This window comes from Rhodoblastus acidophilus (genome assembly GCF_900187365.1).
Classification (GTDB): domain Bacteria; phylum Pseudomonadota; class Alphaproteobacteria; order Rhizobiales; family Beijerinckiaceae; genus Rhodoblastus; species Rhodoblastus acidophilus.
Genome location: NZ_FYDG01000014.1, coordinates 23,104 through 41,169 on the forward strand (window position 1 = coordinate 23,104; position 18,066 = coordinate 41,169).

Here is an 18,066-nt window from a genome sequence, read left to right on the forward strand (position 1 = left end):
CGTGACCGAAGCCCCGCCCACCTCTCCGCTCCCGGCGCCCGGCCGGCTGCGGCCGCGCGACTGGCTCGCGGTCGGCGCGGTCGATTCAGCGGCGCACAGCATGAATTCGCTGGGTCCGTTCGTGGTCGGCGGCCTCATCGAGGAGCTGCATTTTTCCGCCACGCGCATGGGCGTGTGGAGCATGACGGAAATGCTCGCCTATGCGGTCTCGATGTTTATCCTGGCCCCCCGAGCCGGGCGGCTTTCGCTCCCGGCGCTGGCTTTTGGCGCGGCGCTTCTCGCCGCGGCCGGGCAGATCCTGTCGGCCGTGCTCGACAGCTATGTCCTGCTGGTTCTGTTGCGCGTGGCGACCGGAACCGGTTTCGGCCTGCTCAACACCGCGGTCAACGTGTTCGCCGCGCGCAGCCCGAATCCGGACAAAGCCATTTCCTTCGCCATGGCGATCCAGACGGCTCTGTTCGCGGCGATGGGATTCGTCCTGCCGAAAGCGGGCGAGATCGGCGGACGGCCCGGCATGTTCCTGGCGCTGGGCGCCTTCGTGTTGGCGCTGATCCCGTTCATGCTGCTGCAGCCGTCCGGCGCCCCGGAGCGCAAGCCTGCGCCGGAGACGAAAGCCCACCGGCCCTGGCCGAAACTGCGGCATGTCGCGCCGATGCTCGCGGCGACGGCGCTGTTCACCCTCGGCTCGCTGGCGATCTGGCCTTTTACCGAGCGGATCGGCTTGGCGGCCGGCATCGACCGCGCCGGATTCGGTTTCCTGACCAGCGTCAGCAATGTGCTGGGCTTCGCCGCCTGCGTCGGCGGCGGCCTGCTTGGCGCGCGCTTCGGCCGCACGGTTCCGACGCTCGTGTTTCTGCTCGCCAGCGGCGTCGCCTGCTTTGTTCAGGCCGCTCCCCCGGATGGGCCGGCCTTCGCGATCGCTTTCGTCGCCAATTACGCGCTTTGGTTTCTCGCCTATCCGGCCCTGATCGGCGCCGCTTGCGCGCTCGATCCTGTCGGCCGCCTGCCCACCCTGTGCACCGCCAGCTGGCTGCTGTCCCAGGCGGCTGGATCGGTGCTGGCCGGCGCGGCCGGCGACGCCGGGAATTATGCCGCGATCGGCTGGTTTGGCCTGATCTGCTGCGCATCCGCGGCGGCGGTTTTCCTTTGTGTCAGCATTCCGCTCGATCGCGCAACCATGGCGCTGCGGAGCGGCTCATGAGCAGGCCTTCCGCGCGAACCGCCGTTCATCTCATGGCCAAGCCGACCGGCGCGGCCTGCAATCTCGCCTGCGACTATTGCTTCTTTCTTGGCAAGGCGCAGCTCTATCCCGGCAGTTCGTTCCGGATGTCCGACGAGGTGCTGGAGGCCTACGTCCGTCAACATCTGGCGCAATCCGGGTCCGAGGCCGTGTTCCTGTGGCAGGGGGGCGAACCGACGCTCGCGGGGCTGGATTTCTATCGTCGCGCCGTCGCCTTGCAGCAGAGGTTTCGCAGGCCCCGCCAGATCGTGCGCAACAGCCTGCAGACCAACGGGATTCTGCTCGACGACGCTTGGTGCGCGTTTCTGCGCCGTGAAAACTTTCTGGTCGGGATCAGCCTCGACGGACCGGCGGATCGCCACGACCTTTATCGCCGCGACAAGGCCGGGCACGGGACATTCGCCAAGGTTCTCCGCGCCATCGAACGGATGGCGGAGCATGGCGTGGAATTCAACATTTTGGCGGCCATTCATGCCGGCAACGAGGCGTGGCCGCTGGAGGTCTACCGGTTTCTCCGCGACGAGGCCGGCGCGCGCTTCCTTCAGTTCATCCCCGTGGTGGAGCGGACGGAAACCGGCGAGGTCGCCCGCCGGTCGGTCGCGCCGATCGCCTGGGGCCGTTTCCTGATCGCGATCTTCGACGAATGGCTGCGGCGCGACGTCGGCCGCGTCTCCGTGCAGATCTTCGAGGCCGCGCTGGCGGCCCAGCTTGGCGCGCCCTCGCCGGTCTGCGCCTTCGCCCCGACCTGCGGCCAGGCCCTCGTGCTGGAGCACGGCGGCGACGTCTTCATGTGCGATCATTTTGTCGACGCGCGGCATCGGCTCGGCAATCTGCTCGAAACGCCTTTGGCCGATCTCGCCGCCAGCGGAGATTTGGCGCGGTTCGGCCAGGACAAGCGCGACGGCCTGCCGGCGCAGTGCCTGGCCTGCGACGTGCGCTTCGCCTGTCAAGGCGAGTGTCCCAAGAACCGGTTCGTGACGTCGCCGCAAGGCGGGGCTGATCTAAACTATTTATGCGAGGGTTACCGGGCGTTTTTCCGCCATGTCGAGAGCCCCATGCGCCACCTCGCGGCGATGCTGCCGGCGACGAGCGCCAAGATCGGCGTCAATGCGCCGTGTCCCTGCGGCAGCGGCCGGAAATTCAAGCGCTGCCACGGCGCCGGCCGCGCCTCCCTCATCGCGTGAAACTCAGACACGCCCCGATGCCCGGAAACCCTCGCAATGACCGCAGCTCTCGCGCCAGACCTCCCCGCCGGCGCGCATAGTGGCGTCGTGTCGGGAGGCATTCTTACTATCGATAACAAGATGAACTCACAGTCGCGACCCAGAGCCGTCGACAGGATCGCGCGCGCCACCTATAACGTGACGCTTGAAGCGCTGGCAGAACCATCTGAGGTTTTAGCGCGGCGCTCCGATGACGCTGCGCCTTCGCTCGTAAGGTTGGTTCATGACGATTGTCGCCGCTTATCTGTATCGCAACGGCCAGCGCGTTCGCGAGATTTCCATCGATGAGAAGGCCGATTGCGCGCAGGACAAGACGGAGTTCGTCTGGATCGGCCTCGCCGATCCGTCCGAGGAGGAGTTGCGCAAGCTCCAGCATACCTACGATCTACATCCGCTGGCGGTTGAGGACGCGCTGAAGGCGAACCAACTGCCCAAGGTCGACATTTATGGCGACCAATTGTTCGTCGTCGCCACGACGGCGCACCTGGAGAACGAAGTGATCGCCTATGGCGAAACCGCGATGTTCGTCGGCCACAGCCACATCATAAGCGTTCGAAGCGGATCGGCGCGATCGCACCGCGGACTGCGCCAGATGCTCGAAGCGGCCCCCACAAGACTGATCCACGGCGTCGACTATGTCCTCCATGCGATCCTTGATTTCATCGTCGACGGCTATCTGCCAATGGTCGAGACGATCGAGGAGGAGGTCCTGTCGATGGAACAGCGCACCATCGACACGTTTCTCGGCCGGGAGGAGATCACCCGCATCTTCACGCTCCGCCGTGAACTCATCCGATTCCAGCGTGTGCTCGCTCCCATGGGCGAGGTCGCCAGCAAGTTCGTTCGAACCGACCTGCCTTGCATTGATGGCGAAACGCGTCCCTATTTCAACGATGTTCTCGACCATGTGCGTCGGGTGCAGACGATGGTCGACGATTTGCGCGAGGTGCTGACCTCGGTATTCGAATTCAGCAATTTGCTCGAACAACAGCGCACTGGCGCGATCACCCGCCAGCTCGCGGCATGGGCCGCGATCCTTGCTGTGCCCACGGCGATCGCCGGCATCTACGGCATGAACTTCCAGAACATGCCCGAATTGAAAACGGAATATGGCTATTTCGTCGTCATCGGAGTGATCACGGCGGCATGCGTCGGTCTCTACGTCAGATTCAAGCGCGCCAAATGGCTCTGACAGCGGATGTTTTTATTCTTAATTGATCTGGTGGGCGGGCGCCTTCGTCGGGAAACCCAAGCCTACACGCGGCATTTTATCGACAATGCGGCGATCCAACGCCTTTCGGCGGCTGCTCCATGGCTCTATCCGGCGTGAAGCCGCGCGTTCATGTCCGCGAGAACCACGCCCACGCGTTTTCCGAACTTCGTCAGGAGTCTCGCCGGGGGGAAAACGCGCAATCTGGCGCACAGCAGGAACGACGCGCGGAAGGCGTGACGAGCGCGATGGAATTGGCCTCGGCACACATCTAACACGCCACGCCAGTAGAGTTGCGTGGCGGTCTCACTTCTGATCCGCGAACGCACGGCCGGATCCGCCGTCCATTTTGACACGGACGCCTCAAACGCCTCCACAGTCAGAACATAGCGGCTTCCCCGGCAGGCGTGGCGCGACGACATCAAGTAAGCATAGGCGCCCGCAATGGCTTTGTTGCTGTAATCCACGATCTCGGCGACCTTCCGTTCTTCAGCCATGGCCTTGACCCGCCAGGGCACGGCAATGTCGTCCTCGATGATGCGCGCAAGATTTTCCCGGCTCAACGTCGACATCATGCTTCCGCCATGCACGCGATAATCCACCATCGCCTCGGCGAAATATCCAGCCTTGCATTCCAGCGCGATCCTCGCCCAAACGTAGGAATCGCCGCGGTGAGGCATACCGCGGCGGTTCTTGAAGGCGTGCGGCGATTGCGAAAGCATACGATCGACAGCCTCGACCTCAGAATCTGTCAGCCTCGCTCCCAGGGGCATCAACATGGATAATCGTGCATGCAGGCCATCTGTGAGGCCGAGATGGAAACGACGCCGTCTTTCGCGGAGGGCCAGACGAACTTCCCCCGGTCCAATCTCTTCGCGTACAGAGATAGGCCGACGCCATCATGCCAAAGGATTTTCGCCAGATCGCCTCTACGCCCCCTGAAGACGTACAGGTCGCCGGCATGGGGATCGCGCTTCAACTTGCTCCTGAACCTGAAGCGCCAAGCCCTGCATGCCTCGGCGCACGTCGGTGTGGCCCATCGCGATCCAGACGCGGCATCCCGAGGGAATCGGGATCATGACCGCAAAGCCTTCAAGGCCGCCCCGATCGCTGACGACGGAGCGCCAGGGTGACCGAGCAGCATCGCCAAACAGAGAGCGGTTCCCGTGCGGCTGCTGTTCCCCGCGATCAGAAATGCGATCGAAGCCAGGTAGAGCGGCTTGTCGAAGCGGCTGAGCCGCGGCCAGAACGTGATCGCGAAAATGGCGAGCACCATGGCGTAGTTCGCAAGGGACACCTGTTCGAGGAAGATTGAGGACAGGCGGCGATCATCGAAAAGCGCAAAGGAAAACCGCCCGGAGTAGGCGAATGCGTTCTGGAACAATCCGGATTGATCGTAAGCGTTCTGGATGGCGTCGCGCGTGTTGACGTAGTAGCTCGCAGGCTGAAAAATGTTCACGTAGAGATCAGGGAACCACCCTTTCACACATGAAACTGCGATGATCATCAGCGTGAGGGTCCGGAACGCGCCCATCAACGACCGCCACGTGCAAAGCGCCCCCAGCATGAAGAACAGAAGAACGACGAGAAAATCCCGCAGCGGTTTGGGCGACGACATCCCGTTCGTAAGTGTGACCCACACGAACAGGAGGATGAATCCGGCGAGATAGGGCGTCGCCAGGCGGATGTTGGGCCCCGCCTCGGGAAAGCGCCTGATGATCACGAAGATCGTCCACGCGAAGATCGCCGCTTCAGCCGCGACGACCTGGAATTGGCTCATCGGCGCCGCGTGCCCGTTGATGATGGCGAGGGCGGCGTTGAAGCCCATGGCCGCCGCCAGCAGCGCAATCGCCGGCCATTGGCTCGACGGCCCCTCGTCGGATTCCGACTGCAGGAAAACGGCTGAGGACGACAAACTCCTGCTCCATGTCTGACGGCCGTGGACCGGAAAGGCCTTGGGCGCGCTCCATCACATCAGGTCATGATTGAAGGTGGTGCGTTTTGGCGCCGTCTTTCAGGCGCCAAAACAGTGAGGCCATAACCGCTCTGTGCACTGCAGCATTTGCGTGAATTGACGCTGCCGCAATTCAAAATATTGTGAACAAATGTTTATCTTTGACTATTTTGTGTTTTAATCCCATCACAAAATCAACATAACTCATAGTTATGCGCCTATAGTTGCGAATTGCCGCAATCGCGCAGGCGCAAATATCGTAACTTAATTGTCTTTGGCCCTGGTAAATCAACGGAATTCACATATAAAAGGTTATGGTACGAAAAATATTGAATACTAATGCAATCATATATTTGGTTTTGCTAATAGCAAAAGCGCGGCTGCGCCGCTTTATCCATCGTACTATCGATTGGATCTTCGGTTTAGAAACGAACCGCAAGCCGAAACGTCGCTTTAAAGCTTGACTTTTATTAAGGAGCGCTCGGGTGCAGACTGTTCGTAATTATTCAAAACGGTCGCCGGAATCACCGCATGACGACGGTCCCCGTGAGGCCCTAAAAAGCGCCATCCAGGTTCTTCGCAAACGGCGTCTGCTGACCGGCGCCGTTTTCGGCCCGATGACCGCGATCCTGTATCTGCTTCTAACCAATTACTCCTGGCCATACCGGGCGTCCGCGGAACTCATGGTCGTCCCGGAAAAACAGGGCGGCGACCAAACCCAGCAAACATCGCGCTTGATGCAATCCCTGGTGATGGTCGCGCAAAGCGACGGCGTCTTGCGAGCGGCGATTCGGGATGTCGGCTTCGACAAGGTGGTCGATCGATCGAAATTGCTCGAGAAGAATCTGATCGACCAATTCCTTGGGGCGCGCGCGCGAGACGCTGGCGCGGCGGCGACGCGGCAATTGAATAGCGGACCGCAAGGCGAAGTCGCCAACGAAACAGGCAGGCGGCCGGATGAGAGCGCTGCGCCCGTAGTAGACGTTTCGGAGGACGCGCTGCTGGCGCGCGCGAGCCTGCTGATCAAACAATCGCTCGTCGTTCGCGCGGAGCAGAATCCCGACATCATTCGCTTGGGTTTTCAGCACCGCAGAGCGCCCTCATTCGCCGCGCGAGTCAGCAGAATACGGACGGCGTCCGACACCGTAATCAGTGGAAATCAACAGCCCTCAGCCGGTCCACCGCCAACCAGGCGAGGCGACGGAGCGGCGGGGGAGGAGAGCGGCATCGACTACCCTTTCGCGTCCGTAAGGCGGTCAGCGCCGCCAGAAGCCTGGAGGACAAGCTTCACAATGCAGGACGAACCCTCGGCGACAGAATACGTGCAGGAGGGGGAACGCGCATCGGACACGGATAGGGAGCGCGCGCCCGAGGCGCGGCCCGCCCATGTGCGCAAAATCTCACCCTTGCGCACGTGGTCAAGATTGGATCCGGTGAAAACCTCTCGCGCAGCGGGGCCGAGGCGGCTTGGATCAAATCAAAAATCAGCAAGCTCTTGCTCCCGGCCCAAGAGTCGTCCAGATTTCAGCTTAGAAAGCAAGCGGGAGACAATCGCTTGACATCCGACGACGCATTGGACGAACCAGCATCAGGGACGCAAGCGCCCGTCGCGCGCCGCCTGCGGAATGGCCGGCGGACGGCTCTGCAACCGCTGACCCATCATGAAATCATGCGCTTGATCGAGCCGTTCATCCGGCGAGGCCACCACGTCGACTTGCAGGCGAGCCAGCGCATCGAACGGCGCCTTACGTTCAAGCCAATCTCGCATGACAGCGACACGCCAGCCTATGACGGAGCCTGCGAGCGCCTTGAACTTGAAAACCTTCAAGCCGAAACCTATCGGCTGACGCGCACACTGACCCTCCGATGCGGCGCGGCGGCGAAACTGACGACGGAGGGCGAGGACCTCGGCGCCCTGCTGGACCGCCTCGGCAGCGTTCCCCTGCAGCGTCTGTTCCAATGGGTCGGCGCCATACCCATCGCCCAAAGCTATCGCTTGACCCCGGCCGCCGGCTCCGAAGGCGCTGCGCCGCACATGGCGCTCACGGCGGCCGAAGCCCGCCTCGACGGTCTCACTTTCGCCCTGAACGCGGACACTGGACGGGGCTATCCGGCCGAGATCGAACTGACGCCTCAGGCCGAACATCTGCTGGACCTGCCGGACGACCTTCTCGCGGCGCTGGGCTGGGACTGGCGGGTGCTGCGCCGGCGCGGGACTATGTGGCGCGCCTCCGTGCGCGCGCCAAGCCGTGAACCCGGCCGCAGCCGCCGCATCGAAGCCGCCTCGAAGGCCGCCGTGGCGCATCTGGCCCGGACGCTTGCGGAACCACCGCGTCGATTTCACGAAAGGTTCCGCTGGGCGCGTTGGGCCGTGGTGTTTCGGCGCACGATCCCTCTGTTGTTTTCGCTCGTCCTCCTGGTAGGCGGCTTGGCCTTGACGCTGGAAGGCGTCTCGGATGAGTCACCGTTTCGAATGTTGCTTTTCAACTTCCCGCCGGTGCTCCTTCTGGTGTTTTTCAGCATGCGAGAATTGCCGCGTTTCGAGATCCCGCCTCTGCCACGGCCTTCCAGGGCGCCGTCATGGAGGAAGGCGCAGAACGGCGCCGGAGGCCCCGGCGCTTGAGGCAGGGCTTGCGTGCGTCAGCCGCACGCCGGCGCGGACGCCGATCTCAAGGAGCGGTTTCCAACGCACCGGCCATGCCGTGATGAAAGCGGCAGATGGATTTGATACCGCCAAAAACTTGGAAATCGCCGGCCAAACAGTCAAAGCGCCGCATGATTGCGGCTCGATTCAACTGGCGACGTCGCCGGGACTGGATCGCATTGCTGATCACCGAATAAACATGAGCACGGCGCTGTCGCGTCGGACTCATGTGCTTTGTAACCTCCTATTTTGACGAGCGGAATTCCGGATCAGCAATACCGCGGGCGAGAACGCCAAACTGTCAAACGCGCTCGATCGCTCGCGTCCGACGATCACCAGGATCATCCTCCAGACTCGAAATCTCCGGGGCGATGGTCACCGCGTCGGGAAGACGGGGCGAGGCGATCCCGTGAAAGTCATAGAGCGATCTTAATGACTTAATTGATGCGGTCATGATCTTCGCCTCCAGAACTCTGATCTTGAGCCTTGCCGGGGGTGAAATTCAGCTTAATCGATAGGAAATTTTGATCAAAACGATGAGCCATCGCGATCTTGCGTGGTCATGAATGTCGCTTAAACGGCTTAGAATTCCCGATTGGAAGCCTGGGGCCGGGGTCGGATATAGACAAACGATATTAACTGATCAAATATGATCAATATACCCGATGGGTTAAATATAATGCGCGATCTCATGTTGCTGCGGTCCTTCCTTGCCGCCATCCAACATGGCGGCTTCCCGAGCGACCTCACACCGAGATCGTCATGCGCTTTGGCCCCGCGCGGGAAAGCGATTTCGGCGCCCGGAGACTATCTCGCCGACGCTCCGCCATCGGTCGCGGCCAGCGCGTCCCGACTGGGAAGAATCGGTGAGAACGGTCGCGGCATGGCGCGGGTCGACTTCGTCCGACCAGGTCCGGTGGGATAAGATAGAACTGGAATGGGGATATGACCGCCTACGTATCGAGCTTGCTGATGATTGCAGGACTCTACCTGATCGCGGTCGCCAGTCCCGGCCCGAATTTTTTCGTGATTGGCCAATTGTCGCTCAGCGGCCAAAGGCAGGCGGCGCTCGCGGCCGCCTGCGGAATATCCCTCGGGTCGATCATATGGGTGTTGCTTGCAATGGCGGGGGTTGCGGCCGTGCTTGCCAGTGCGGAGTGGCTCCACCTGGCGCTGCGGATCACCGGGGCGGCCTATCTGATCTGGCTCGGCGCGAAGATGCTGCACGCCGCCGCCCGCCCCAAAGCGCAGATTGCTTATGACGCCGCCGCATTGGAGCCGATGCGCGCCTTCCGTAAGGGCGTTCTGACCAGCCTGACCAATCCCAAATCCGGGGTGTTCTGGACCAGCGCATTCGCGACGACGTTTCCGTCGAATGCGCCGACGTGGATGTTTGCCGCCACTGCTTTGATGATCGCCGCCCTGTCGCTGGGATGGCATGTGGGACTGGCCGTGGCTTTCACCAACAAGGGCGTGCAGGGCGGATATCGGCGGCTGCGTCGCGCAATCGATGCTGCTTGCGGGGTCGTGCTGGTGGGGTTTGGCGTTCTCCTGGCAAAAAGATGACGGTCAACGTGGCGCCCCGCCCGCAAGAGGTTTGTATCCCTCCGGCCGCAGCGCAACCGCCCGCGCTGGCCCAGCGACCGTCAATCCACTCCTATGAACCGCGGTCAAGGGTGCGGGTCAAACCGCCCGCGCCGGCGCCCTCGCGCAGGTTCAATCGTTCGGCAGCGAGGAGACGGGACCAGACCCGGATGACGCCGACCACCATCTGATCGCTCATCGGGTATTTACGGCCACAGGTGGGGCCGGGACTTCTCCGAGCCTCCGCCGCGCGGCCGAGAGCTACCGCTTTTGCCGCGCGTCAAATTCAGCGCGGGCCGCCTCGATACGGCGCAAATTTTCTTCCGCCCACCGCCACACGCCGCAAAAGGCCGCGCCGAGGCTGAGGCCCAGATCGGTCAGCCGGTACTCGACGCGGGGCGGGACGACCGGGAAGACCGTGCGCACCACCAGTCCATCGCGCTCCATCTGGCGAAGGGTCTGCGTCAGCATCTTCTGGCTGACATCCGGAACCAGCCGGCTGATCTGGGTGAAGCGCAATTCGCTGTGATCGGCGAGCACCTCAAGAACGAGCATGGTCCACTTGTCCGCGACGCGTCCGATCACCTCCGTCACGAGCGCATCGACGGCGGGATCGCTCTCCGGCCAGGGTTTTACGGGGACAGGAGGTTGTTTCATATGACGCTCTCTTTTTGGTTAGTATAATTCTTTTGGGTGCCTTCTTTCAAGACGACGATAACGGCGAATAAAATACTATCAGTTGTTCAAAGGAGAGCCGTTATGAAAATGCAGGGAAACACCATCCTCATCACCGGCGGCGGATCGGGCATTGGCGAAGCGTTGGCGCACCGCCTTCATGATCTGGGCAATCGTGTGCTGATCGCCGGGCGCCGTCTTCAGGCGCTCAAAGCGGCGGCCGCCGGCCGCAATCAGATCGTGCCGCTCGAACTCGACGCCGACGATCCCCAGGCGGTCGAGGCCTTCGCCCGCCAAGTGATCGCCGATAATCCCGCTCTGAACGTGCTCGTCAACAATGCCGGAATCATGCGGATGGAGGCGCTGGACCGGCGACGCGATCTCGGCAACGCCGAAGCCACCATCCGCACCAACCTTCTGGGGCCGATCCGGCTGACCAACGCCTTCATCGACCATCTGGTGAACCAGCCCGACGCCGCGATCATCAACTGCACCTCGGGGCTGGCCTTCGTGCCGCTTGTGGCGACGCCAACCTATTCGGCGACCAAGGCGGCGCTGCACTCCTATACGGTGTCCCTGCGCGAAGCCCTCAAAGGCAAGGTCGAGGTGATCGAATTGGCGCCGCCCGCGGTGCAGACGGGACTGACGCCCGGCCAGGAGACCCGCGAGGGTTACATGCCGCTTGCGGATTTTGCGGATGAAACCCTCTCGATCCTGAGCGCCCAGCCGACGCCGCCCGAAATACTGGTCAAACGCGTCGGCTTCCTGCGCTTCGCCGAGAGCGAAGGTCGTTTCGCGGAGACGCTGGCGGCGCTCAACCCAAAGGGATAGACGGGGCCGCAGGCCCTCGCGGCCTTGTTGTCGCGGCGGCGGCGGACGTCACTGTTTGCCTGCCGCCCCGCCATAGCCGTGCAAAAACGCGTCCACGGCCTCTCGCGCCGAGCGCTCGATTTCCTTCAAGTCTCCCGGTTCCGCCACGCAGAACAAGACAGCCTTCGCATATCCGCCCTGGCTGAGTTGCAGGAAATGAACCGCCATCGTTTGCGGATCGGATGCGCGAAGGCGTCCGGCGTCCATCTGCCGCTGCATGTAGGCGGCGACCTTTGCGGCGCCGCATTGTGGCCCCGCCTCGTAAAAGGTGCGGCCGATTTCCGGATGTTTCGCCGCCGCGCCGATCACCATGCGCATATGCGCGACATGCTCGGCGCTGCACAGGCGCAGCATCATGCTGGTCGCCGTGCGGTAAAGGACTTCGGCGATGTCGTCGTCGTCATGGTCGAACTGGAACAATTGTTCGGCTTGCCGACGCCGGTCATCGCGGATGAGCGCCTGGAAAAGGGTGACCTTGGAATCGAAATAGACGTAAAGCGTGCCTTTGGAAACGCCTGCGACCCGGGCGATGTCGTTCATTGAGGCGCCGTCGAAGCCGTCCGCGAGAAACACCGCGCGGGCGCCGTCGAGAATTTGACGCATCTTGGCGTCGTTGGTCTTGGCGACCTTCGAATGGGCGACAGCGCCGTCGTCCGTCGAAGCGTCTTTCTTCTCCATCGTTTTTACATTCATTTCCCGCCCAAGAGCCTCCGCCGCCTAGAAACCATAATGTCGCGAAGTGGCGCAAGAGCCCGGCCGCGTCGATCGTTGCGTATTGACCGAACCGTTCAGTTCAATCATATAGCGAAGCAGAGGGCAATCAGCTGGACAAGGTCTGCCGACGTGACAATGAACGAGCCCGTGCGCCTGTTGCGCGAAAACACCGATGAACCGGTCGAGCCGGTGTTCGAGCGCGCCGCGCCTGGCGCCCGGCCGCCGCAATCGCCGCCCGTCACCACGCGTAAAAACAAGCAAACATCGCGCAAGTCGCTTCTGATTGGGGCCGCCTTGCTCGCGGCGCTGGGCGCGGGCTATGCCGGACTGAGATATTATCAGGTCGGCCGCTTCATCGTTTCGACTGACGACGCCTATGTGCGCACGGACCTCGCGGTCTTGGCGCCGAAAGTCCCTGGTTACGTCGATCAGGTGCTGGTGACCGACAATGACCACGTCAAGGCCGGGCAGGTTCTCGTGCGGCTGGACGCCGGGGATTACGATCTCGCCGTCGTCGCCGCCGCGCAGAAGGTTTCCTCGCAAGATGCGACAATCGCCCGCGTGAAGACGCAGATCGACGCGCAGCAAGCGGCGATCGCGCAGGCGCGCGCGCAGGTGACGGCGGCCAAGGCCGACTCCGCCCGCGCCGAGTCCGAGTTCGCGCGCGCCAAATCCCTGGTCGCCAACGCTTTCGCCAGCCGCCAGCGCCTTGAGCAGGCCGAGGCCGACCGCGACCGCGCGGCGGCGTCGGTTGTCGGCGCCGAGGCGGCGGCGGCGGGCGCGCTGGCCAATCTCGCCGTGTTGCACGCGCAACAGGGCGAAGCCGAACGGCTGCGCGCCGAGCTGGTCACGGCCAAGGCCCGCGCCGAGCGCGACCTCTCCTTCGCGGTGGTGAAGGCGCCGTTCGATGGCGTGGTCGGCAATCGCGCGGCGCAGCCGGGGCAATATGTGCAGACGGGAACGCGGCTGATGGCGCTGGCGCCGGATGCGGGCTTCTATGTCGAGGGCAATTTCAAGGAAACCCAGCTCGCGCACATGAAACCCGGCCAGAAGGTCGAGGCGCGCGTCGACGCCTATGGCGGCCGCGTCTTCGCCGGCGAGGTGCAGAGCCTGGCGCCGGCCTCGGGCGCGGATTACTCGCTGCTGCCGCCGGAGAATGCGACGGGCAATTTCACCAAGATCATCCAGCGCTTTCCAGTGCGCATCCGGCTGCCGGCCGAAGCTCAGCCGCTGATGCGCTCGGGCATGTCGGTGATCGTCGATGTCGACACGCGCGAAGCCGAGACGAAATGAGCGCGGCTGAACCGGAATACTCGACACGCCGCCTCGTGGCCTTCCTGGCCATGGTGTTCGGCATGTTCATGGCGATTCTCGACATCCAGATCGTCTCCGCCTCGCTATCGGAGATTCAGGCCGGGCTTTCCGCCAGCCCCGAGGAGGTCGCCTGGGTGCAGACCAGCTATCTGGTCGCCGAGGTCGTGATGATCCCGCTGTCGGGCTTCCTGTCGCGCGCGTTCTCGACGCGGATCATGTTCACGCTGTCCTGCGCCGGCTTCACCCTGATGAGCCTGCTCTGCGCCACGGCGACGAGCATCGAGCAGATGATCGTCTATCGCGCTTTGCAAGGGTTTGTCGGCGGCGGCATGATCCCCACCGTGTTCGCCTCCGCCTACACGATCTTTCCGCGCTCGAAAATGCCGATGGTGGCGCCGTTGATCGGGCTTGTGGCGACACTCGCGCCGACCATCGGCCCGACGGCGGGCGGCTACCTGACGGACCTGTTTTCCTGGCATTGGCTGTTCCTGATCAACGTCCTGCCCGGAATTTGCGTCACGTCCGCAAGCTGGCTGCTGGTCGATTTTGACAAGCCCGACTTGAAATTGCTGGAGAATTTCGACTGGGCGGGCCTCGCCGCCATGGCGCTGTTTCTCGGCGCGCTGGAATATTTGCTTGAAGAGGGGCCGACGAAGAACTGGTTCGACGAGGAAGCCATCGTGTGGGCCGCAGTCGGCTCGTCGCTCGGCTGCGTCGCGTTCTTCTGGCGGGCCTTCACCGCGAAAAATCCGATCGTGGACCTGACCTGTTTCCGGGATCGCAATTTCTGGACGGGCTCGCTGGCTTCATTCGTGATGGGCATCGGCCTTTACGGCCTGACCTATCTCTACCCGGTCTATCTTGCGCGCGTGCGCGGCGATTCCGCGCTTCAGATCGGCGCGACCATGTTCGTCACCGGCTTGTGCCAGTTCATCGCGGCGCCGATCGTCGGCCGGCTGATGACGCGCTTTGACCCGCGCATCCTGATTGTCTGCGGCTTTGCGGGCTTTTCCTATGGCGCGTGGCTGGCGACCTTCATCACCAAGGATTGGGCCTTCGGCGAGCTGTTGATCCCGCAAATCTTTCGCGGCTTCTCGTTGATGCTGTGCATGGTGCCGATCAACAATCTCGCGCTCGGCACCATGCCGCCCGCGCGAATGAAGAACGCGTCCGGCCTGTTCAACGTCACGCGCAATCTCGGCGGCGCGGTCGGGCTCGCGATGATCAACACGATGATCAACAAGCGGCTCGACCTGCATCTGCAGCGCATGCACGAGACGGTGCGCTGGGGCCGCTTCCGCGCCGAGGAAACGCTCGCCAACCTGACGGGCGCCTTTGCGAGCCATGGCTCCGACGCCGCGCGCGCCGCGACAAAGCAACTGGCGCTGATCGTGCGTCGCGACGCGACCGTGCTGGCCATGTCCGACGTCTTTTTGTTCGTGGCCGTCCTGTCGCTTTCCGTCATCGCCGTCGCGCCGTTGATGCGGCGTCCGGCAGGGCCGCGGCCAAGCGGTGGGCATTAGCGCGACCGGCGACGGGAGCTTTGGAGCACGTCGCGTGCGATGCGTTGGCCCCCTTTGGCTTCCTCACGCACCTATGGCGACGGAACCCTGCAAACGGATTGGGAAGACAATATCGGCAAGCTGCGCGGCGCCAATCTCAAGGGCAAGAAGATCGCCTTGTTCGGCACGGACGACCAGCAGAACTATCCCACCTCTTTCCTCGACGCGATGGGCATTCTCTACGACGAGGTTTCGGCTTTGGGCGCCCATGTCGTCGGCTTCACCGACACCGCGGGTTTCGACGACATCGAGTCTACGGCCGAACGCGATGGCTGGTTCGTCGGCCTCGCCCTCGATCTCGACACCCAATCCGGAATGACCGAGAAAAGAGTCACGGCATGGCTGAATCAATTGCTCTGATCGCAGAAGTTATCGAAGCGCAGCCGTTCGCGCTGGCGACCGCCGCTGAGTGACTTAAGTCCCGCGCGCCGGCGTTGGTCGCGCGGGGTCGTAAGCCGAATACACCTGACGCACGCTCGCCGCGTCGCTGGCCAGGCGCAGCAGCAAGCCGGCGAGATCGGCGCAGGAAATCAACCCATGCGCGGTCTCGTCGTCAACCAGCACGGCGCTCCCGGTCGGCTCCGACTCGACCAGACCGCCAGGGCGAACCAGCGTCCAATCGAGGTTTTGGGCGATAATGTAATCTTCCGCGCGAGTCTTCGCCGCGAGCACGTCGCCGATGGCGGCGAGCAGACGCGGCGAAGCGTGGCGGCGTGAACCGCCACAGCCGAGCGAGGTCACGACGATCAGGCGTCTCACCTCCGCGGCGAGGCAGGCGTCGGCGACATGGCGCAGGCCCAGATCTTCAACGGTCAACTCGCCGCGCCCGCCCAGCGTCGACATCACCACGCCGGGCCGCACTTGCGTCACCGCCGCAATGGTCGCTTCGCGCGACAGCACATCGCAGCACACGATTTCATCCGCCGCCGCAACGCGCGCGGGATCGCGCGCGGCGGCGATCACTCGCCAGCCCGCCTCTCGCGCGAGAACAGCGAGATGCGCGCCGGTGCGGCCCGTGGCGCCGAAGATCAGCATGCGTTTTTGTTTCATGCGGCGCGCCTCCCCCGCGCGTGTTCGCAAGCTGTCGCCAAGCCCTGCGCCAGCGTCGTCATCCAGAAATCGCCGGCGATTGTCGTGCGCAGGAGGCCGCCGTCCAGCGCGATCAGGCCGACCTCGCGCCAGGCGCCGAGCAGCGGCGCCGCGGCGTCGACAAAGCCGGGCCGCCGCCTCTCGACGGCGACGAGATCGAGTTGGCCGCTCTCCAGCGACGCCGCGATCAGCGCGTCGGCTGCGTGAACGGGTGGCAGATCGCCCATGCGGCCGATGGCGGACCGCCCCGTCTCGACGGCCCGCGCCCAAGCGTCCAAATCCGTCTCCATCGACCAGCTCGACCCGAAGCCACCGCCGCCCGCGCCCGGTCCGAAGGCGAGGCAGGCGGCGTCCGTCTTCACCAGCCGGTTGTAGAGGCTGCGCTCGCGCGGGGTGCGCGCCACATGGGCCTGCGACAGCCGCGTCCAGCCCTGTTCGGCGAAGAAGGCGCGCGCGGCGGCGTAGGCGTGCGCCTGGTCGGCGAGCGTCGGAACCGGAAGCGTCTTGCCGGCGGCGATCGCCTGCGCCAGCGGCCCGTTCGGGTGAACGCCCAGCGCGTAATAATCGAGGCCGTCGAGCCCCAGCGCCGCCGCGGTCTCGATGTCCGCGCGCCACACCTCCTCCGTTTGGCCGGGCAGGCCGTAGATGAGGTCGATCACCACCGCCGCGCGGCCGCGCGCGACGAGACCGGAGATGGCTTCGACAAGCTGCGCGCCGTCGAGCTTGCGGCCAAGACGGCGACGCACGCGTGTGTCGAAAGATTGCACGCCGAGCGAGATGCGGTTGACGCCAGCGTCCAGCGCCGCGTCGATCTTGGCGTCATCGAAGCCGAACATGCGGCCTTCCAGCGTGATCTCGCAATCCGCCGCCAGCGGCAGCCGCGTCTTCAAGGCGCCGACCAGAAGGGCGATCTCGGACGCGGTCAGGGCGGTCGGCGTGCCGCCGCCGATATAGACGGCGGACAGCGGCGGCCCCTCGGCGACCATGGGCAGCGCCGCCGCGCGGTCGAGATCGACGACCATCAAATCGGCGTAGCGCCGCGTCCGCGCGCGGTCATAGCTGTTGCGGTAGAAGCCGCAAAACAGGCAGCGGCTGACGCAGAAGGGAACATGGACATAGGCCACGGCCGCGGTTTTCGGGCGCGGCGTGGCTTCGAGCCGGGCGACGCGCGCCCCGAGATCCGCGTCTGCGACGGCGCGCAGACCGCGCCAGGGCATCATCGCGCTGCGCCGCGCGAAGGCGTGGGTGAGCGCCGGACCCGTGCGCGCGGGAAGGAACGGCGCCAGCGGGTCGTTCGTCGCCATTTCCGGCGCGATCATTCACGCCTCCCCCGCAACGGCGGCGGCGCCGCACAGCCGCGCTTCGAGGGCGTCGAAGCGGCGCAGCTGGTCGGGGATGAGGCGGCGTTCGGCGTCGCGTCCGACAAAAATCTTGAACATGCCCTCGCCCTCGATGTCGTAGAACTGGATCGAGCGCGTCTCCGCGCGCATGAACGGGCGGCGGACGAAGGCGATGTCGGCGCATCGGCTGGCCGAAATATGGCCGCCGAGCGGTCCGGGGCCATGGAGGTTGAAGAAACCATGGCCGAACCGGCCCGGCGGAATCGTCGCCTTCACTTCGACGATGGCGTTGACGGTGTGCAACAGGAACAGCACCTCGCCCCAGCCGCTGACATCGGCCATCGCCTGTTCGAAGGCCGTCCCCGGCGCCCACCGGCACAGCGTGTCCGGCAGCAGGCGAAGGACGTCGGCCGGGGTCATCCCGTGTTCTCGCGCGACCTGTTCGACGGCCAGCATGGAATCCTCGATCAGACGCGTGGCGATCTCCCTGCGCTTGTGTCCATTCGGACGCGGATTCGCGTTTTCAACAGCCGCCATGACGACTCCCCTTCATTCTTGCGTTTTCTTGAGAAGCAGACCGGTGGCGGGCGAGAGCGAAAATGCGGCTGGCTGCGCGGTCGAGGAGAACAGGCTAGCAGCGCCGCCGA

General features: G+C 63.8%; 18 protein-coding genes and 1 pseudogene. 10 read left to right on the plus strand and 9 right to left on the minus strand.

Annotated elements, in window-relative coordinates; all coding sequences use genetic code 11:
* The first annotated feature begins 1 nt into the window (after position 1).
* The 3 genes from CFB24_RS18190 to CFB24_RS18200 all read left to right on the plus strand — a co-directional run bounded on the left by CFB24_RS18190 (position 2) and on the right by CFB24_RS18200 (position 3,655).
* Positions 2 to 1,201 carry an MFS transporter gene (locus CFB24_RS18190; RefSeq protein ID WP_088522067.1) on the plus strand — a complete coding sequence of 400 codons (1,200 nt, stop codon included), beginning with the start codon at positions 2 to 4 and terminating at the stop codon, positions 1,199 to 1,201.
* Positions 1,198 to 2,424, plus strand: a complete 1,227-nt coding sequence (locus CFB24_RS18195) for an anaerobic sulfatase maturase (protein WP_088522068.1) — start codon at positions 1,198 to 1,200, stop codon at positions 2,422 to 2,424. The genes CFB24_RS18190 and CFB24_RS18195 overlap by 4 nt, the downstream gene beginning before the upstream one ends.
* 262 nt (positions 2,425 to 2,686) lie before the next feature.
* On the plus strand, positions 2,687 to 3,655 hold the full coding sequence (locus CFB24_RS18200; RefSeq protein ID WP_088522069.1) for a magnesium and cobalt transport protein CorA: 969 nt from the start codon (positions 2,687 to 2,689) through the stop codon (positions 3,653 to 3,655).
* A gap of 125 nt (positions 3,656 to 3,780) precedes the next feature.
* Here the strand turns inward: CFB24_RS18200 and CFB24_RS18205 are convergent, their stop codons facing one another.
* From CFB24_RS18205 to CFB24_RS18215, 3 genes are all read right to left on the minus strand, one after another.
* Complete coding sequence (locus CFB24_RS18205) at positions 3,781 to 4,452, minus strand: hypothetical protein (RefSeq protein WP_158255272.1); 672 nt, start codon at positions 4,450 to 4,452, stop codon at positions 3,781 to 3,783.
* Entirely contained in the window at positions 4,446 to 4,652 is a 207-nt protein-coding gene (tnpB, locus tag CFB24_RS18210) for an IS66 family insertion sequence element accessory protein TnpB (protein ID WP_206605486.1), read from the minus strand. The genes CFB24_RS18205 and tnpB overlap by 7 nt, the downstream gene beginning before the upstream one ends.
* Before the next feature lie 96 nt (positions 4,653 to 4,748).
* The gene (locus CFB24_RS18215; RefSeq protein WP_088522071.1) at positions 4,749 to 5,588 is read right to left on the minus strand and encodes a hypothetical protein; all 840 of its coding nucleotides are present in this window, start codon (positions 5,586 to 5,588) and stop codon (positions 4,749 to 4,751) included.
* 524 nt (positions 5,589 to 6,112) lie between these two features.
* On the opposite strand from CFB24_RS18215, the gene CFB24_RS23425 reads away from it, so the two are divergent.
* Both CFB24_RS23425 and CFB24_RS18225 read left to right on the plus strand, forming a co-directional pair.
* On the plus strand, positions 6,113 to 7,186 hold the full coding sequence (locus CFB24_RS23425) for a hypothetical protein (protein ID WP_146610591.1): 1,074 nt from the start codon (positions 6,113 to 6,115) through the stop codon (positions 7,184 to 7,186).
* Between the two features lie 116 nt (positions 7,187 to 7,302).
* On the plus strand, positions 7,303 to 8,250 hold the full coding sequence (locus CFB24_RS18225; RefSeq protein ID WP_206605485.1) for a hypothetical protein: 948 nt from the start codon (positions 7,303 to 7,305) through the stop codon (positions 8,248 to 8,250).
* Between the two features lie 46 nt (positions 8,251 to 8,296).
* Here the strand turns inward: CFB24_RS18225 and CFB24_RS22665 are convergent, their stop codons facing one another.
* A complete protein-coding gene (locus CFB24_RS22665; protein WP_141098499.1) occupies positions 8,297 to 8,500 on the minus strand; it encodes a hypothetical protein in 204 nt (67 codons plus the stop codon).
* Positions 8,501 to 9,216: 716 nt separating this feature from the next.
* On the opposite strand from CFB24_RS22665, the gene CFB24_RS18230 reads away from it, so the two are divergent.
* Complete coding sequence (locus CFB24_RS18230) at positions 9,217 to 9,837, plus strand: LysE family transporter (protein ID WP_088522074.1); 621 nt, start codon at positions 9,217 to 9,219, stop codon at positions 9,835 to 9,837.
* A gap of 279 nt (positions 9,838 to 10,116) precedes the next feature.
* On the opposite strand, the gene CFB24_RS18235 is transcribed toward CFB24_RS18230, so the two are convergent.
* On the minus strand, positions 10,117 to 10,512 hold the full coding sequence (locus CFB24_RS18235) for a winged helix-turn-helix transcriptional regulator (RefSeq protein WP_088522075.1): 396 nt from the start codon (positions 10,510 to 10,512) through the stop codon (positions 10,117 to 10,119).
* 102 nt (positions 10,513 to 10,614) lie between these two features.
* On the opposite strand from CFB24_RS18235, the gene CFB24_RS18240 reads away from it, so the two are divergent.
* The gene (locus CFB24_RS18240) at positions 10,615 to 11,361 is read left to right on the plus strand and encodes an SDR family oxidoreductase (protein ID WP_088522076.1); all 747 of its coding nucleotides are present in this window, start codon (positions 10,615 to 10,617) and stop codon (positions 11,359 to 11,361) included.
* Positions 11,362 to 11,409: 48 nt separating this feature from the next.
* Here CFB24_RS18240 and CFB24_RS18245 read toward each other — a convergent pair whose 3' ends face one another.
* Positions 11,410 to 12,078, minus strand: a complete 669-nt coding sequence (locus CFB24_RS18245) for a TetR/AcrR family transcriptional regulator (RefSeq protein WP_158255271.1) — start codon at positions 12,076 to 12,078, stop codon at positions 11,410 to 11,412.
* Between the two features lie 171 nt (positions 12,079 to 12,249).
* Between CFB24_RS18245 and CFB24_RS18250 the strand changes: the two genes are divergently transcribed.
* The 3 genes and pseudogenes from CFB24_RS18250 to CFB24_RS18260 form a co-directional block, all read left to right on the plus strand.
* Entirely contained in the window at positions 12,250 to 13,407 is a 1,158-nt protein-coding gene (locus CFB24_RS18250) for an HlyD family secretion protein (protein ID WP_158255270.1), read from the plus strand.
* Positions 13,404 to 14,951, plus strand: coding sequence for a DHA2 family efflux MFS transporter permease subunit (locus tag CFB24_RS18255; RefSeq protein ID WP_088522079.1), 1,548 nt, complete (start codon positions 13,404 to 13,406; stop codon positions 14,949 to 14,951). Before CFB24_RS18250 ends, CFB24_RS18255 begins: the two co-directional genes overlap by 4 nt.
* Positions 14,952 to 15,005: 54 nt before the next feature.
* A pseudogene (locus CFB24_RS18260) lies at positions 15,006 to 15,350 on the plus strand (flavodoxin domain-containing protein); the annotation flags it as partial.
* A gap of 54 nt (positions 15,351 to 15,404) precedes the next feature.
* On the opposite strand, the gene CFB24_RS18265 reads toward CFB24_RS18260, so the two are convergent.
* The 3 genes from CFB24_RS18265 to hutX are packed head-to-tail and all read right to left on the minus strand — an operon-like array spanning position 15,405 to position 17,956.
* Positions 15,405 to 16,040: an NAD(P)-dependent oxidoreductase gene (locus CFB24_RS18265; protein WP_088522081.1), complete on the minus strand. Its 636-nt coding sequence runs from the start codon at positions 16,038 to 16,040 to the stop codon at positions 15,405 to 15,407.
* The gene (hutW, locus tag CFB24_RS18270; protein ID WP_088522082.1) at positions 16,037 to 17,398 is read right to left on the minus strand and encodes a heme anaerobic degradation radical SAM methyltransferase ChuW/HutW; all 1,362 of its coding nucleotides are present in this window, start codon (positions 17,396 to 17,398) and stop codon (positions 16,037 to 16,039) included. The genes CFB24_RS18265 and hutW overlap by 4 nt, the downstream gene beginning before the upstream one ends.
* Positions 17,399 to 17,956 (minus strand): heme utilization cystosolic carrier protein HutX, encoded by a 558-nt coding sequence (gene hutX, locus CFB24_RS18275; RefSeq protein WP_088522083.1) that lies wholly within the window; start codon positions 17,954 to 17,956, stop codon positions 17,399 to 17,401.
* Between the last annotated feature and the right edge of the window lie 110 nt (positions 17,957 to 18,066).